This is a genomic window from Nocardia sp. NPDC049526 (genome assembly GCF_044465765.1).
Classification (GTDB): Bacteria; Actinomycetota; Actinomycetes; order Mycobacteriales; family Mycobacteriaceae; genus Nocardia.
Genome location: NZ_JBITMA010000009.1, coordinates 112,119 through 127,717 on the forward strand (window position 1 = coordinate 112,119; position 15,599 = coordinate 127,717).

General features: G+C 67.1%; 15 protein-coding genes and 1 riboswitch. Of the genes, 8 read left to right on the forward strand and 7 right to left on the reverse strand.

Annotated elements, in window-relative coordinates:
* Positions 1-64: 64 nt before the first annotated feature.
* The 6 genes from ACIBW7_RS27210 to ACIBW7_RS27235 form a co-directional block, all read right to left on the reverse strand.
* Positions 65-1,996, reverse strand: a complete 1,932-nt coding sequence (locus ACIBW7_RS27210) for a peptidoglycan D,D-transpeptidase FtsI family protein (protein ID WP_397051643.1) — start codon at positions 1,994-1,996, stop codon at positions 65-67.
* A 2-nt stretch (positions 1,997-1,998) separates the two neighbouring features.
* On the reverse strand, positions 1,999-2,820 hold the full coding sequence (locus ACIBW7_RS27215; protein WP_397051025.1) for a hypothetical protein: 822 nt from the start codon (positions 2,818-2,820) through the stop codon (positions 1,999-2,001).
* Positions 2,817-3,794 carry a 16S rRNA (cytosine(1402)-N(4))-methyltransferase RsmH gene (gene rsmH, locus ACIBW7_RS27220; protein ID WP_397051027.1) on the reverse strand — a complete coding sequence of 326 codons (978 nt, stop codon included), beginning with the start codon at positions 3,792-3,794 and terminating at the stop codon, positions 2,817-2,819. The genes ACIBW7_RS27215 and rsmH overlap by 4 nt, the downstream gene beginning before the upstream one ends.
* Before the next feature lie 208 nt (positions 3,795-4,002).
* Positions 4,003-4,434 (reverse strand): division/cell wall cluster transcriptional repressor MraZ, encoded by a 432-nt coding sequence (gene mraZ, locus ACIBW7_RS27225; protein WP_036535307.1) that lies wholly within the window; start codon positions 4,432-4,434, stop codon positions 4,003-4,005.
* A gap of 448 nt (positions 4,435-4,882) precedes the next feature.
* The gene (locus tag ACIBW7_RS27230) at positions 4,883-5,305 is read right to left on the reverse strand and encodes a DUF3040 domain-containing protein (RefSeq protein ID WP_040688643.1); all 423 of its coding nucleotides are present in this window, start codon (positions 5,303-5,305) and stop codon (positions 4,883-4,885) included.
* 122 nt (positions 5,306-5,427) lie between these two features.
* On the reverse strand, positions 5,428-5,868 hold the full coding sequence (locus ACIBW7_RS27235) for an SAV_6107 family HEPN domain-containing protein (protein ID WP_397051646.1): 441 nt from the start codon (positions 5,866-5,868) through the stop codon (positions 5,428-5,430).
* A gap of 150 nt (positions 5,869-6,018) precedes the next feature.
* Here ACIBW7_RS27235 and ACIBW7_RS27240 point away from each other — a divergent pair, with 150 nt between their 5' ends.
* From ACIBW7_RS27240 to ACIBW7_RS27260, 5 genes are all read left to right on the forward strand, one after another.
* Entirely contained in the window at positions 6,019-6,636 is a 618-nt protein-coding gene (locus ACIBW7_RS27240) for a GNAT family N-acetyltransferase (protein ID WP_397051029.1), read from the forward strand.
* The gene (locus ACIBW7_RS27245) at positions 6,633-8,201 is read left to right on the forward strand and encodes a phytoene desaturase family protein (protein ID WP_397051031.1); all 1,569 of its coding nucleotides are present in this window, start codon (positions 6,633-6,635) and stop codon (positions 8,199-8,201) included. Before ACIBW7_RS27240 ends, ACIBW7_RS27245 begins: the two co-directional genes overlap by 4 nt.
* A gap of 467 nt (positions 8,202-8,668) precedes the next feature.
* Positions 8,669-9,673 carry a carotenoid biosynthesis protein gene (locus tag ACIBW7_RS27250; RefSeq protein WP_397051033.1) on the forward strand — a complete coding sequence of 335 codons (1,005 nt, stop codon included), beginning with the start codon at positions 8,669-8,671 and terminating at the stop codon, positions 9,671-9,673.
* Between the two features lie 27 nt (positions 9,674-9,700).
* On the forward strand, positions 9,701-10,444 hold the full coding sequence (locus ACIBW7_RS27255; protein ID WP_397051648.1) for an LppM family (lipo)protein: 744 nt from the start codon (positions 9,701-9,703) through the stop codon (positions 10,442-10,444).
* Between the two features lie 95 nt (positions 10,445-10,539).
* Positions 10,540-11,601: a glycosyltransferase gene (locus ACIBW7_RS27260; RefSeq protein WP_397051650.1), complete on the forward strand. Its 1,062-nt coding sequence runs from the start codon at positions 10,540-10,542 to the stop codon at positions 11,599-11,601.
* A 77-nt stretch (positions 11,602-11,678) separates the two neighbouring features.
* Here ACIBW7_RS27260 and ACIBW7_RS27265 read toward each other — a convergent pair whose 3' ends face one another.
* Positions 11,679-12,392, reverse strand: coding sequence for a hypothetical protein (locus tag ACIBW7_RS27265; protein WP_397051035.1), 714 nt, complete (start codon positions 12,390-12,392; stop codon positions 11,679-11,681).
* Between the two features lie 332 nt (positions 12,393-12,724).
* Positions 12,725-12,818, forward strand: a riboswitch (SAM riboswitch).
* Positions 12,819-12,827: 9 nt separating this feature from the next.
* Between ACIBW7_RS27265 and ACIBW7_RS27270 the strand changes: the two genes are divergently transcribed.
* From ACIBW7_RS27270 to ACIBW7_RS27280, 3 genes are read left to right on the forward strand one after another with little or no spacing between them, the layout of a single operon-like run.
* On the forward strand, positions 12,828-13,823 hold the full coding sequence (locus ACIBW7_RS27270) for an amino acid ABC transporter permease (protein ID WP_397051037.1): 996 nt from the start codon (positions 12,828-12,830) through the stop codon (positions 13,821-13,823).
* Positions 13,820-14,605 carry an amino acid ABC transporter ATP-binding protein gene (locus ACIBW7_RS27275; RefSeq protein ID WP_397051039.1) on the forward strand — a complete coding sequence of 262 codons (786 nt, stop codon included), beginning with the start codon at positions 13,820-13,822 and terminating at the stop codon, positions 14,603-14,605. The genes ACIBW7_RS27270 and ACIBW7_RS27275 overlap by 4 nt, the downstream gene beginning before the upstream one ends.
* 19 nt (positions 14,606-14,624) lie before the next feature.
* On the forward strand, positions 14,625-15,599 hold the full coding sequence (locus ACIBW7_RS27280) for an ABC transporter substrate-binding protein (protein WP_397051041.1): 975 nt from the start codon (positions 14,625-14,627) through the stop codon (positions 15,597-15,599).

Here is a 15,599-nt window from a genome sequence, read left to right on the forward strand (position 1 = left end):
AAAGGCGGGAACGTCGAGTCAGGTTACCGACGTCGGCTCACGGCCGGGCAACGCGGCTCCAATCTTATGAAGCCTGCAGAACGAACCGTCGCGACGGCTCGGGTGAAGGGGGGATCCGGTCGCGCTGCAGCGCCCAAGAGGCGATGTTGTGGAACAACGGCGCCACCGACCCGCCACCGCTGCCGTCGGAGCTGCGAATCGGCGCGTCGAGCATCAGGCCGATGACGTAGCGCGGGTTGTCCGCGGGAGCCATACCGGCGAAAGTGATGTAGAACGACGAGGTCGAATAGCAGCGGCAGCTCGGGTCGACCTTCTGCGCGGTGCCGGTCTTGCCCGCCACCTGATAGCCATCGATCGCGGCGGACGCGCCGGTGCCCATCTGCACACCCATCGGATCGCGCTGCACGACCGCCTGGAACATGGTGCGCAGCGTTGCCGCGGTCTGTTCGCTCACCACGCGCACGCCGTCGGGCTGCGGCTCCTCGGTGCGAGTGCCGTCCGGCGCGGTCTCGGACTTGACGATGCGCGGCGGAATCCGCACGCCGCCATTGGCAATGGCCTGGTACATCCCGGTCATCTGCAGGTTCGTCATCGAAAGGCCCTGTCCGATGGGCAGGTTCGCGAAGGTACCGCCGGACCACTGGTCGCGCGCAGGCACCTGGCCCGGGCTCTCACCGGGCAGTCCGACACCGGTGCGCTGGCCGAGGCCGAAGCGGTTGACCATATCCGCGAACCGGTCCTCGCCGACCCGCTGCGCCAGCATCAATGTGCCGACATTCGAGGACTTACCGAAGATGCCGGTGGTGGTGTACGGCAAAGTGCTGTGCTCCCAGGCGTCGTGCACGGTGACGCCCGACATCCGGATCTCGCCGGGCACTTGCAGCACCTCGTCGGGATTGGTCAAGCCGTATTCGATGGCCGCGGCCGCGGTCACGATCTTGTTGACCGAACCGGGTTCGAAGGGATCCTGCACCGCGGGGTTCTGCATCTCGGCATTGCCCCAATGCTGCGGTCCCAGCGCCGGGTTGAAGGTGTTGTCATTCGACATCGCCAGCACCTGGCCGGTTTTCGCATCCAGCACGACGGCCGAGGCCGCATTCGCGCCGGACATCTCCTTGGCCTGCTGCACCTGCTGCTGCACGTAGTACTGCAGATCCGAGTCCAGGGTCAGCTGGACCGAGTAGCCGTTCACCGCCGGCTGCTTATCGCGCCAGCTGCCCGGAATGACCGCACCGTCGGAACCGCGGTCGTAGGTCTGCGAGCCGTCGGTACCCGCCAGCAGCGAGTCCAGCGACGATTCGAGCCCCATCTGGCCGTGTCCGTCCCAGCCGGTGGTGCCGAGCACATTGGCCGCCAGCGAGCCGCCCGGATAATCGCGCACGTCCTGGCGCTCGGCGCCGACCTCGGGAAATTGCACCTTGATATCGGAGGCGATGCGCGGATCGACATTGCGGGCGAGATAGACGAACGCTGTATCGCTCTTCAGCTTGTCCAGCAGCGCCGATTCGGCGGGCGCGTCCTTGCCGATCTTGTCGTGAATGGTCTTGGCAATCGCTTTGAGCCGCTCATCGGGATCCGGAGCCTTGGCCGACTTCTCCTTCGCATCGGCGAGTTGTTTGCGCACGACCACCGGCTGGAAGGTCAGCGCCTGGGCGCTCAGCGTGATCGCGAGGGATTTCCCGTTGCGATCGGTGATCGGTCCACGGGTGGCGTACTCGGGCTCGCGGGTGGTGCGCTGGCTGGCCGCCTGCGCGGACAGGCTGGGCGCGGAAATACTCTGCACCCAGAGCAATTGCAGCGCGACGACCGCCAGCGCGATCAGCATGATCACCCGGCCGACGCCGAGACGCAGACGCAGACGCAGCGGACGATCCGGGGCGGCCGCCCGCGGTCTGGATGCGGTTGCCGTCCTCGACGTTCCGGCCGCTCTGGTAGAGCCCGCCTTGGATGCCGACGGCCCGCGGCGCTGACGCGACGCGGGCTTGGTCTGCCGCATGCTCATCGGGCGCCCTCGTCAGGGGTGAGCGCTGGTTGGGGCGTCTCGGGCTGCGGCGCTTGGGCTTGCGCCGGTACGGGCTGCGGAGTTTCCGGTTGCGGTGTCTCCACCGGAGCCTGCGCGGCCGGGCTCGGCGTCGGCGTCGGCGCCGGGCTCGCCAGTGTTGGGCTGGTCGTCGGACTCGCCTGTCCCGCAACAGCATTCGCGGGCTGACCGGTATTCGGCTGGGCGGGCGGCGCGGTCGGCGTGGTCGTCACCGGAACCAATCGTTCACCGCGGGCCTGGGCATTGCCCGTCGGCGGGACGGTGGGCGTGCCAGGCGAGCTGTTCAGCGGCGGCACCGGTGCGCCCTGCGCGGGCGTCGGCTTACCGATCACCGTCACCCCGCCATCCGGTCCGATCACCAGCCGGGCCGGATCCTTGGCCGGGATCATTCCGAGTTCGCGGGCCCGGGCGGCGAGTTCGGGCGCGGAGTCGGCGGCCTCGACCTCGCGCTGCAGCGCCGCGCGCTCGTCGGCGAGCTTGCGGTTGGTCGCCCTGGCATCGCCGAGCTGATAGCTGTCCTCCGCCGAACGGGTGGTGAGCAGCAGCGTGAGCGCGAGACCGCAGCCGAGCAGCGCAATGATGGCCGCCACGAACGGAATTCGCGAAGCCATCGCCGATGCGCGTTGCTTCGGCAAATCGTGCTGGTCCCCCGACTGCTCGGCCCGCATCCGGCGCTTGGCGTAGGCCCGTTGTGCGGCACCGGATTTCACCCGCTCGGCGGCCTGAACCCGGCGGGCGATCCGGCCCGGCGCCTCGACGGTACGCGTGCGCACACTCATGCTGTCCCCTCCTGGATTCTCTCCGCCGCGCGCATCCGCACGGGCGCCGCCCTCGGGTTCTCTTCGATCTCTTGTTCGGTCGCCTTCTCGGCGCCCCGGGTCAGCAACTTGAATTCCGGTCCCATACCGGGCAATTCGACCGGCAGGTCGACCGGGGTCCGCGATGTCGTGCGCGGCGCCAACTCCTGTTTGACCACCCGATCCTCGAGCGACTGATACGACATGATCACGATCCGGCCGCCGACCCGCAGCGAGTCCAGGGCGGCCGGCAGGGCGGCGCGCAACGAGTCGAGCTCGCCGTTCACCTCTACCCGCAGCGCCTGGAAGGTCCGCTTGGCCGGATGACCGCCCGTCCGCCTGGTGGCGGCCGGAATTGTGGCATAAAGCAATTCGACCAATTCGGCACTCGTGCGAAACGGCTTCTGCTGCCGACGGCGCAGCACCGCGGATGCGATTTTGCCCGCGAAGCGTTCCTCGCCATAGGTTTTCAGCACGCGCGCCAGATCACCGTGGCTGTAGGTGTTGAGCACATCCGCGGCGGTGATGCCGGTGGTCGGATCCATCCGCATATCCAGTGGCGCGTCGACGGAGTAGGCGAAGCCGCGCTCGGCCTCGTCGAGTTGCATCGAGGACACACCGAGATCCATCAGGATGGCGCTCACCGAACCGGTGGTCGGCAATCGGGCCTGCTCCAGGGCAGCCGCGATTCCGTCATATCGGATGTGTACCAAGGTGATTCGGTCCGCGAACGGCGCCAATCGTGCGCCGGCCAATGCCAGCGCATTGGTATCGCGATCGAGTCCGACGAGATGGATATTCGGGTAGGTCCGCAGGAAGTGTTCGGCGTGTCCGCCCAAACCCAATGTGGCGTCGACATATACCGCGCCGGGTTCGGCGAGTGCCGGACCGAGCAGCGCGTCGGCCCGCTGGAGCAGAACCGGAACATGGCGAGGACCGTCCTGTTCACGGTTCACCTCGACCTCCCGGAATCCTGCCTCGCGTCGTCGCGCATCGAGCCGTGTCAGTGGGATCACTCGCTGCGGGGTCGCCTTGTTACACAGCTACTTTCGAAAATACGAATGCCGCGGGGTCTCTGACCGGAGCCTCGGCACCTGGCGTCGGGGAAGTACGTCAGGGTCCGCGCGTCCGGGCAGAGGCCGCGTGGCACTCGTTCGCTCAGGGCTAGAAGATTCCGCCCAGCGACTCGTCTCTCGCTTGCGCGTAGTCCTCCTCGTGCTCGGCGAGGTAGGACTCCCACGCCTGCTTATCCCATATCTCGAGGAAGTCGACCGATCCGATCACCACGCAATCCCGCGAAAGGTTCGCGTAGCGACGATGATCGGCCGACAACACGATCCGGCCCTGGGCGTCCGGACGCTGTTCGTCCGTACCGGCCGCGAGTGCCCGGACGAACGCGCGCGCCTGTGGATTGCTTCGAGATGCCGCCGCGGCTCGCCGTGCGAGAGCGGTGAACTCTTCCTTGGGATATACGGCAAGGCTGTGGTCCTGACCCTTCGTGACCATCAACCCTCCCGCCAGATCGTCTCGAAACTTCGCAGGCAACGTCAGTCGCCCCTTGTCATCCAACCGAGGTGTATAGGTACCGAGAAACAACCCGCTACCTCCCGGATCAACCCCGTGGTACGGGGAGCACGATCACCTCGGATGTATGCCCTTCCTCTTGTGCGCGCTCCACATTACCCCACTTTCCCCCACTTTCAATCGAAACTCGGGGTGATCTGGCTCCCCGCGTCGTCGATTACGCAGGTCATCCCAGCTATCACGGCGGTGGAGAACTTTTTCCGTGTTCTGACGACACGCGCCGCACGGCGAGACAAGCGCCCGACAACTACCAGCAAACGCCCTGGTTCCCCAGGTTTCGGCCGGTCACGGAGCGGCGCGGAGGTGGGCGGTGGGAGGTTGTGGGGGAAGATCGTGGGGCGTTGTGGGGAACCGCGCACGGCGAGCATTCAGCAGCCAGGTGGTTCACGCATGAGAGCGCGCCGCCGCACCTGTTCGGTGCGGCGGCGCGTTCGATATGTCGATGTCGGCTACGGGCGCGCTACTCCTGATCGAAGCGGCGGCGGAACCGATCCTCCATGCGCTCGGAGAAACCACCGGACTTGCGCTGTCGCCCACGTCCGCCCGATCCGCCACTCGCGCCACCGGATTGGGCATTGCCCGACCGGTCGCCCTTGGCGATGCCCTTGGAACTGCCGAGCAGCAGCAGCACGCCTGCGGCGAACATCACGATGAATCCGATCAGGCTGATGATCGGAAAGTCGCCGAGCTTCACCGGAGCGGCGATGCCTGCGACAAGTAGAAACAGACCAAGGACGAACAGGGCCGCGGCCTGGAGTCTGCGACGACTCGAGGTCGAGCGAAGGCGTCCGCCGCGGACGGACGACGCGAACTTCGGATCCTCAGCATAGAGCGCGCTCTCGATCTGTTCGAGCATGCGCTGCTCGTGCTCGGAGAGTGGCACGGTACCTCCCCCGGCACTAGGACGTGGCTGTCGCCTCCGGGTAGGCGACAGATAACCAAGGTCGGTTATCTGCCACCAATGATACGAGTTCGATCAGTGCCGTACCACCTACTCGCCGATAACTAAGCGGTCATACCGCCGGACCAGCCCGGCGCAGGGCGCAATCGAGCCCCGGCATTCAGCAGATCTTCGACGTCGTGGAGGAATGCGCCCACCCGCGAATAGAACTCGTCGGCCTGCTGATCATCCACATCGCGATCCAGCCCCGCCTCCAGCGCGGCCCTGATCTCCGAACGGGCGCTGAAGTAGTCGGCCCACATGAAGAATTCGGGCGCAGCGCGCTGCATCAGCACCCAGGCATTGCGCGAGCGCGCCCGCGGCGCGGCGTCCGCCCCGGTGAACGCGAGCACGGCCCCGGCACCGCGCAGCGCGGCGAGATACGCGGTCCGAAAACGTTCACGCGGGTCGCGCTCTCCTGCCGCCTGCATCAGCAAGCCGTCCGCCCGCTGCAGCAGCTTGCCCGCCTTGCCGGGTTGCCCCGGGTGTTCGATCCGACCAGACATCAGCCGTCCCTCCGAGTCGCTCACCTGGCCTATCCTGGGCGCGAATGCCGAGTTCCCAGCACCGCGGGGATCGAACAGGTATTCGAACGTTTGAATTGAGATTGAATATAGGGACACCCACCGACAACTTTCCGCGGACCGACGAGAGCCATGACAGCCGTCAAGCCCAAACACACCCCCGCCAACGCCCCTGTCGTCATCGACCTCTCCGTCGCGGCGCTGCGCTCCCGGCTGCACGACGCGCTTGCGGTGTACGTCGCGGCGATGGAATATCCGCACGGCACCGAACACCATCGCGCACCGATGTGGACCGAGCACACCACCCGCGTCGGCTGGCAGGGCGTGGCCGCCGTCGTCCCGGATGATTCCGGGCAGATCGACCTGCGGACCGCGCCGATCGTGGCCATCGCCTACGGCTATCGCGGCGCCGCCCACCAATGGTGGCATCAGCAGGTACACAGCGGGATGCGGCGCTCGGGCTGGCCGGAACATTCTGCGCGCGAACTGCTTTCGGACTATTTCGAACTGACCGAATTGCACGTGCATCCGGCGGCGCAGGGTCGCGGCATCGGCGGCGAACTGCTGACGCGGCTGCTGGCGAATCGAACCGAGAGCGCGGTACTGCTGTCCACACCGGAAGTGCAGGGCGAGGCCAACCGCGCCTGGAAGCTGTACCGACGGCTCGGATTCACCGATGTGATCCGGAATTTCGTCTTTGCCGGGGATACCAGGCCGTTCGCGATCCTGGGACGGCGGCTGCCTCTGTGACCGTTGTGGTCGTCGGGTCGGGCCATAACGCGCTCGTCGCGGCTTGCTATCTGGCGCGGGCCGGGGAGCGGGTGGAGGTGCTGGAGCGCGACGAGGTGCTCGGCGGCGCGGTGTCGACGGTCGAACGCTTTCCCGGTCATCTGGTCGATCGCGGATCGTCGGCGCACATCATGGTGCGCCATACCGGAATCATCGAGGAACTGGAGCTGTCGCGCTTCGGGCTGCGCTATATCGATTGTGATCCTTGGGGTTTCACACCCGCCGGACCGGATGGCAGCGCGCCGATCGTGTTCCATCGTGATCTCGATCGGACCTGTGCCGGAATCGCGGAGGTCTGCGGTGCGCGGGATGCGGCGGCCTATCGGCGCTTCGTCGAGGTCTGGGGGCCGCGGTCGGCCCGGGTTATGCGGGCGTTCGGCGGTGCGCCGACGCCTGGCCGGCTGCTGCGTTCGTTCTGGGGGCTTGACGCGCGCGATGGCGGAAGTGCGTTGTCGCGGGAGTTCCTGCAGACCGGCGACACCCTGCTGGACGGTTACTTCGACGATGAGCGGCTCAAGGCGTCGCTGGCCTGGTTCGGTGCGCAGTCCGGGCCGCCGATGTCGGAACCGGGGACCGCGCCGATGGTCGGATTCGCCGCGCTGATGCATACGCTGCCGCCGGGACGGGCGGTGGGAGGAAGTGGGGCGCTGACAACGGCGCTGGTCGCGCGGCTGCGCGCCGACGGCGGAGTGGTTTCGGCGAGCGATGCGGTCACCGCGCTGCGGCAGGTCGGTGCGGGCTGGCAGGTGCGCACGGCGTCGGGACGAAGTCTGCACGCGGACACCGTGATCGCGGGCGCCCATGTGCTGACCACGCTGGACCTGCTGCGGGACGGCGGATTCGACGATGCGGTGCTCGACGACTGGCAGCGGCGGATCCGGGTCGGGCCCGGTATCGGCATGGTGGTGCGGCTCGCGACCTCCGCGCTGCCGCAGTATCCCGGTAGTTCGACCGCCGAGTCCGCCAATGGTCTGCAGTTCCTCGTCTCCGATCGGCGGCAGCTGCGCCGGGCGCACGGTGCGGCGCTGGCCGGTGATCTGCCACCGCGTCCGGTGGTGCTGGCCATGAGTTTCAGTGCGCTGGATCCGAGCATCGCACCGACCGGTGAGCATCAACTCTCGCTGTGGGCGCAGTGGCATCCGTACGAGCTGTCCGACGGGAGCGACTGGGCCGTGCACGCGGAGTCGGAGGCCGATCGAATCATCTCCGAAGTCGACTCCTACGCACCGGGTTTCGGGGCGAGTGTGCTGCGGCGGTATGTGCAGACGCCGGTCGATCTGGAGCGCGAGCTCGGTTTGCGCGGCGGAAATGTGATGCATGTGGAGATGTCACTGGATCAGATGATGCTGTGGCGGCCGCTGCCGGAGTTGTCCGGGCAGCGAGTGCCGGGCGCGCCCGGGTTGTATCTCACCGGGGCGTCGACGCATCCGGGTGGCGGGGTGTCCGGAGCGAGCGGGCGCAGCGCGGCGCAATTGGTACTGCGCGATCGACGACGCAACCGGTTTCCCCTGCTGCGCAGACGATGACGGACCCCACCGGGCCGGCCGTGCCGGAGCCGGACGAGCGGCCCACATCAGGGACGGAAAGCCCTGTTCCGGAGACCACCAGGCGAGCCGGGTCCGCCCGCGCAACGGATTCCGACGTCCATGGTCCGGCGAGTCCGGAAGCCACCCGGCGAGCCGAGCGCTCCGGCGCAACGGATTCCGACATCCAGAGTCCGGCCGGTCCAGAAGCCACCCGGCGAGCCGAGCACTCCGGCGTAACGGATTCCAACGTCCACGGTCCAGCGAAGCCAGAGACTACCGGATGGGCGGAATCCTCCAACACAACGGATTCCGACATCCATAGTCCGGCCAGTCCAGAAGCCACCCGGCGAGCCGAGTCCTCTGAGGCAACGGACTCCGAGGTCCGCGGTGCTGACGGGAACCCGGCAAGTCGGCGCGGCGCAGGTCGGCGCTCGCGGTCGGCGTCAGCCTTTCGATGGACGCCGCGGTTGCTGGCGCCCGTGGTCCCGGCGGTGCTGCTCGTGCTCGTGCAGATCAGTTATCCGCTTGCCTCGGGCGTCGCTCGCGATCGGGTGACCGTCGCGGTCGTGCTGTTGTCGGCGGGGACGGCGCTGGTGCACGCGGTGGCGACGCGCGGCATCAGGTACGCGTTGGGGTTCGTCGTGATTGTCTCCGGGCTCGGACTGGTTGCCGAAATCATCGGTACCGCAACGGGTTTCCCATTCGGTTGTTATGAGTATGCCGACGGCAGATCGGGGCCGGCGGTGGCGGGGGTGCCGTTGGTGGTCGCGCTGGCCTGGACCGGTGGGCTGTATCCGGTGTGGGTGGTCGCCGGATTGTTGACTCGGCGGTGGGCCGGGCGGGTTGTCTCGACCGCGGTCGGGGCTGTGGGTTGGGATCTGTTCCTCGATCCGCAGATGGTGGCGGATGGGCAGTGGACTTGGGGTGCCGCCGGTCGGGGGCTGCCCGGGCTCGATGAGATTCCGTACACCAACTATCTGGGGTGGTTCGCGGTGGCGCTGGTGATGGCGTTGCTGCTGACCGGCTTGGATCATGTCCTGGGGACGGCGAGTGCGAATACGTTCGCGCCCGCGGCAGAGCGCATGCTGTCGACAGCGCGGACACCGGCGGCAGTCCCCGAGGCCGCGGAGGGTGGAACACCGGCGCTGGAGTTGGGAACGCCTGACCCGATCAGTCCGGAGCACAGATCCCGAGAGCCGGTATCCCCGATCTCGGCAGACGCGGTGGTCCCGGTGGCGGTGTTCATGTGGACCTGGCTCGGGTCGACGCTCGCGCACGCGGTGTTCCTCGATCTGCCGTATTCGGCCTGGTACGGGTGCGTCGGGCTGGGGGTGCTCGGCGTGCCACTGCTGGTGCGGTCGGTCGCGGCCCCGGCGGGGCTGAAGCGATGCGGACCGGCTGTCCGATACTTCGGTCGGCGTGCGTTCCGCCCGTCGCGTGGCAATTCGGGGCGACCGCCTGGCACGATGTGAGCCGTGCAGCCGAGTCCTCTCACCGCGATGCCCGACACATCGGTTCTACCGCCACGTTCGCCCCGGCCCGGAGCGCGGGTGGCCGCGGTAGTACTGCTGGCCGCGATGCTGGTGCCCATGCTCGCGGGCTGCCTGCGGGTCCAGGTATCGATGGGTGTGTCGTCCAATGACCGGGTCTCCGGTCGGATCGTGGCCGCGGTGGTGCCCGCGGACGCCAACGACAAGGGTCCGCAGTTGAAGGCGCCCGATTCGCTGGCCGCGAAGGTGCGGGTCGAGCCGTACAGCCAGGACGGCTATGTCGGCAGCAAGGTGTTCTTCGAGGATCTGTCCTTCGGTGAGGTCGGCCAGCTCGGCGCGCTCTCCGATCAGACCCAGGGCATGTTCAACCTATCGTTCCAGCGCACCGGCGACCTGGTCAGCCTCAACGGCCGGGTCGATCTGAAATCCGTTCCGCCGCACGGTTCGGATGTGCAGTTCACCGTGGCTTTCCCGGCCCGCGTCGCCAAGACCAACGGCAATCGCGAGGACGACTCGACCGTCTCCTGGAAACTGCCGCCCGGCGATGTTTCTACCGTGCGCGCCGAGGTCAGCTACGCGGACCCGAATACCCGCTCCTTCGCGGGCTGGGCAGGCATCGTCGGCGGTATCACCCTCGCCGTCGCCGCCATCATCGCCGCCATCGCCTATATGGATCGCAACCCGGCACCGCCCGGTGCACCGGAAACCAACTTCTCACCGAGCAATCTGTGGCGTTCGCTGACCCGCCGCTGACGCGAACCCTACGCGCGGGCGCGGCGATCGCCGCGTGGACGGGCGCGGGTATCGCGCTGTTCGGTTGTGGGACCGCGTTATTCAATCGCGTGACGATGCGCAGGCTCTCGGCCGGACCGAATACGGTGATCGAGCCGGTGTCGGTGTGCATCCCGGCACGCGATGAGGCACAGCGACTGCCCGAGCTGATCGATGATCTCCGTGGCCAGGTGGGCGTGCCGCGACTGCGGGTGCTGATTCTCGACGACGCGTCGTCGGACGGGACCGAAGCGGCCGCGCTCGACGCGATTGCGGGCGATGCGCGCTTCACGGTGTTCCGCTCCGAGGCCGAACCCGCACCCGGATGGACCGGGAAGGCCGCGGCCTGCGCGCGACTGGCCGAGTTGGCGGATGCCACGGTGCTGATCTTTCTCGATGCCGATGTGCGACTGGCGCCGAATGCGATCGCCGCGGCGACCGCCGAATTGCGCCGCAGCCGAGCCGCATTGTTGTCACCGTGGCCGTACCAGGTGACCGAATCGCTGGCCGAGGCGCTGGTGCAGCCGCTGCTGTGCTGGTCGTGGGCGACGAGCCTGCCGATCACCGCCGCCAATCGCAGCCTGCGCCCCTCGACAGCCGTGGCCTGCGGCCAGTTCTTGGTGTTCGACGCCACCGCCTACCACGCCATCGGCGGGCATGCCGCGGTCGCCGCGAGCCCGACCGAGGACCTGGATATTGCTCGCGCACTCCGTCGCTCGGGTCGCCGGACCGCGCTGGTCGCGGCAGGGCGGGCGGCGAGCACCCGAATGTATCGTGGCGCAGCCGAACTGGAGATCGGTTACAACCGCTGGCTGTGGTCCGCCTACGGCGGCACGACAATCGGCGGTGCGGCAGTGGGAGCTGTTGCGACACTGGCCTACTGGGCGCCCCCACTGGCCGCGATCGGCGGCCGAGGCTCCGTACGCACCGCCGGTCTCATCGGCTACGGCGCCGCGGTCGCCAGCCGCCTGCTCGCGCGCTCACTGGAACGCGGCACCACGACCCGCACGGACGCCCTTGCGGCCCTGGCACATCCGATCTCCATCGACGCCTACCTCCGGCTCTGGACCCGCTCCCGCCGCGCCCACCGCACCGGCACATTGACCTGGAAGACCCGCCCCCTCGCGCCCAACCGCTGATCAAGATCAGGTGGAATCTGTGGCAGCATCACCCGAGAAGACCCGCCACCAGTTCCACCTGATCTTGATCGGACCGCTCAGCGCACCGAGGTGAGTCCTATGGTCGGGAGGAAGAAGCAGGACTTGGTGCCGTTGTCCACGGTGCCGAAGACTGCGGCGAGTACAGTGCCGGATCCGGTGTCGACCGGAACCGCGCGCACCCCACCGACCGGGAATACGGCGACGAAGTCTTGGATGGCGCGTTCGGCCAGTGGCCTTACCTCGGCGGGGATTTCGGCGGGCACCATCGTGCGGACCACATCGGACATCGATCCCATGGCGGTGATGCCGCTGCGGCCGTTGGCCAGGTTGACCCAGGCGACGTTCATGCCCGAAGCATTCGTGCCGTCCGGGCCGAGGCCGTAGGGGACGAAGGTGAACATGACTTGGCCCGCCTTGACGGCGCTCGGGTCGAGTCCCGGAATGGCCACCGTGGTTTTGGGCCACGGCCCCGGGACTGCGCCCGCAACCGCGGGAACCAGACCGAGGCTGCCGGTGTCGGAGCAGAACGGCGCGACCGCCGGGTAGAGGAACGGGTCGATGCCCAACGTGCGCAGCGCCTCTACGACGGCTCGATAACCGGCGAACAGATCACCGGGTGCGGCCTGGGCGGGGGGTGCGGTCGCGGCCGGAACGGCTGGTGCGGGCATCGGCGCCGGACCCGCGGCGGCGATGCCGGGGACGGCGAGAGTCAGCGCGGCCGTACCGGTCGCGATGGCGGTTAGCGTGGTCAGACGGCGCAGCAGGGTCACGGCAGACCTCCTCATCGTCGGGCACGAATCGAGGTCCGAGAGTACTCCGGCAAACCTTCGCAACAGCGTCTATTCCGGCGGTCGACACATTCGCGCCGCGCGTTCCGATGGGCCGCCGCGGCGATCCGAAGGTGGGAAATTCGGACGAAGAGCACACGGAAAACCGGGTCCGAAATGCCACGATCCACTGCTCGACCGGGACAATAGTGCCTGCTCACGACCACACAAACAAGGTCTGCGCTCACGCTGATTCGTACCCTTGTGCCGGACTTCGCCTGCTTCGCATGATATTTCGGCTAGGCCCATTGACCGACCCGTGCTCGGCGTCGGACACACCATCCAGAGCGACCGAGAGACCTGGCTCGTCGACGTCGCAGCAACCCCCCGGTCACCGGGTGCGGGTGCTTCCGCCGGGAACGATGGAGGAACCGAAATATGAGCGCGTCCGTCGCATCCGATACTCCGGTATCGGATGTCCCGATACCGGCTGCACCCACCGCCACCGTAGGCACTACCGGCGCACCGGCGATCGCCAAGTCCTGGCACCCGTGGCGCTGGGTCATCAGCGCCATCGCGCTCGTGCTACTCGCGCAGTTCGTCCACGGACTGGCCACCAATCCGGGCTGGGATTGGTCGACATTCGCCAAGTACTTCACCGCGAAATCGGTGCTGTCGGCGCTGAAGGTCACCCTGGAGCTGACCCTGTGGGGCACGGCGCTGGGATTCCTGATCGGTACGGCATTGGCGATCGCCCGACTGTCGAATAATCCGGTGCTGCGGGTGATCTCGTGGGTCTATATCTGGGCGTTCCGCTCGATTCCGCTGATCGTGCAGCTGCTGTTCTGGTTCAACATCGCCTACCTGTACCACAAGCTCTCGCTCGGAATCCCGTTCGGCCCTTCCTTTCTCACCTTCGAGGTGAACGGGGTGATCAGCGGATTCACCGCGGCCGTCATCGGACTCGCATTGCATCAGGCGGCGTATGCGGCCGAGATCATCCGGGCCGGGTATATCTCGGTCGATCCTGGGCAGCTGGAAGCAGCCGCGGCACTGGGTATTCCGCGGGTACGGCAGTTCCGTACGGTCATCGTCCCGCAGGCCATGCGCTCGATCCTGCCGAATGCGACCAATGAAGTGATCAGCCTGTTCAAGGGCACCTCGATCGTGTCGGTCATGGCGATCGCGGAACTCTTCTACCAGGTCCAGGTGATCTACGGCCGCAACGGCCGGGTGGTGCCGCTGCTCATGGTGGCCACCGTCTGGTACATCGTGCTGACCACGATTCTGTCGGTGGTGCAGTTCTATATCGAACGCCACTACGCCAAGGGCGCGCACCGCACGCCCCCGCCGACACCGGTGCAGAAGGTCTGGCGCAGGCTGCGCGAAATCGCCGAAGCCGGTTCCGCCGCACCGCGCGGAGCGACCCGATGAGCGCACCGGTAGAAGTGGGCCGGGCTCCTGCGGTCGAGGTGCGCGGCGTGCGAAAGTCCTACGGCGGCACCGAGGTACTTGCCGGCATCGACCTGACCGTACGGGCCGGTGAAGTCGTCACCGTGATCGGACCGTCCGGCTCCGGCAAGTCGACGCTGCTTCGGGTGGTCAACCATCTGGAGTCGCTGGATGCGGGCACCGTGCACATCGACGGCGAACTGATCGGATATCGGCTGCGTCGTAATAAGTTGCATGCGCTATCGGACCGCGACGTGCGCAAACAGCGATCGCATATCGGCTTCGTCTTCCAGCAGTTCAATCTCTTCCCGCATCTGACGGTGCTCGACAATGTCACGCTCGCACCGATTTCCGCGCAGCGTCGGCCGCGTACGGAAATCGAGGCCGAGGCACGCCAATTGCTCGAGCGGGTCGGCATCGGCGAGCTGACCGACGCCTATCCGCGGCGGCTGTCCGGCGGACAACAGCAGCGCGTGGCCATCGCACGCGCATTGGCGCTGCGACCGCCGGTGATCCTCTTCGACGAACCCACCTCCGCGCTGGATCCGGAACTCGTCGGCGAAGTCCTCGATGTGATCCGCGATCTCGCCGACGGCGGGACCGCGCTGGTGATCGTCACCCACGAAATCGGCTTCGCCCGTGAGGTCGCCGACACCGTCGTATTCCTCGACGGCGGCGTGATCGTCGAACAAGGTCCGCCCGCCGCCGTACTCGACAACCCGCAACACCCGCGCACCCGCGCATTTCTGTCCCGAGTCCGCTGAGCGCGGTGCGCGCTCCCCGATGAACAGGTATCCGATGAAGCTCTCTGCCCTGGTCGGCTTGGCCGCCACGGTCGCCTTGCTGGCCACCGGCTGCGGCACCGATCCGGACGCGGAAAACTCCGCGCAGCCCGCCGGTTCGCTCACCTTCGACCTCTCCCCCGGCCAGTCCGGCCGGATCCACGCGCCCAAGGTCGATGCCATTGCCGCCGAACTGCCGCAGGCCATTCGCGACCGCGGCACACTGGTCGTCACCGGATCCGGCGGTGCCGCACCGCCATTGCGGTTCTACGCCACCGACGATAAGACCATCGTCGGGTCCGAAATCGATTTCGCCTCGCTCATCGCGGACGTCCTCGGGCTGAAACTCGTCGCGCAGGTGGCCGACTGGTCGCAGAACTTCGTGCGGGTCGACTCCGGCGAGGCCGATGTCTTCATCTCCAACGTCACCGTGACCGAGGAGCGCAAGGAGAAGTACGACTTCGCGACTTACCGCAATGACACCGTCGCGCTGGAGATCCCGAAGCAGAGCACGCTCGATTACAAGGATCGTAAGAGTCTGGCGGGCAAGCGGATCGGCGTCGGCAGCGGCACCAATCAGGAGCAGCTGCTGGTGAAGTGGAACGAGCAGAATATCGCCGAGGGCCTGGCCCCGATCGATATCGCCTACTTCCAGCAGGTCACCGACTATTACCTGGCGCTGGCCTCGCAACGTTTGGACGGCTACATCGGCCCGAACCCGTCCGCGATCTACCACAGCACCACCGCGAATCAGACCCGTATCGTCGCGACCTTCTCCGGCGCCGGTGACGCATTGCAAGGCGAGATCGGTGTGCTCACCAAGAAGGACAACGGGCTGATCGGCCCCATCAACAAGGCCATCAACAACGCCATCCAGACCGGCACCTACCAGCAGGTAATCGATCGCTGGGGATTGAAGACCGAGACCGTGCCGAGTTCGCGGATCAATCCGCCCGGCCTACCGAAGAAGTCGTGA

Coding starts and splice junctions, on each gene's coding strand:
- ACIBW7_RS27215 (WP_397051025.1), bottom strand. CDS start 2,820: ATGAGTGTGCGCACGCGTACCGTCGAGGCGCCGGGCCGGATCGCCCGC.
- ACIBW7_RS27255 (WP_397051648.1), top strand. CDS start 9,701: ATGCCCGACACATCGGTTCTACCGCCACGTTCGCCCCGGCCCGGAGCG.
- ACIBW7_RS27275 (WP_397051039.1), top strand. CDS start 13,820: ATGAGCGCACCGGTAGAAGTGGGCCGGGCTCCTGCGGTCGAGGTGCGC.
- ACIBW7_RS27235 (WP_397051646.1), bottom strand. CDS start 5,868: ATGTCTGGTCGGATCGAACACCCGGGGCAACCCGGCAAGGCGGGCAAG.
- ACIBW7_RS27260 (WP_397051650.1), top strand. CDS start 10,540: ATGCGCAGGCTCTCGGCCGGACCGAATACGGTGATCGAGCCGGTGTCG.
- ACIBW7_RS27280 (WP_397051041.1), top strand. CDS start 14,625: ATGAACAGGTATCCGATGAAGCTCTCTGCCCTGGTCGGCTTGGCCGCC.
- ACIBW7_RS27270 (WP_397051037.1), top strand. CDS start 12,828: ATGAGCGCGTCCGTCGCATCCGATACTCCGGTATCGGATGTCCCGATA.
- ACIBW7_RS27240 (WP_397051029.1), top strand. CDS start 6,019: ATGACAGCCGTCAAGCCCAAACACACCCCCGCCAACGCCCCTGTCGTC.
- ACIBW7_RS27210 (WP_397051643.1), bottom strand. CDS start 1,996: ATGCGGCAGACCAAGCCCGCGTCGCGTCAGCGCCGCGGGCCGTCGGCA.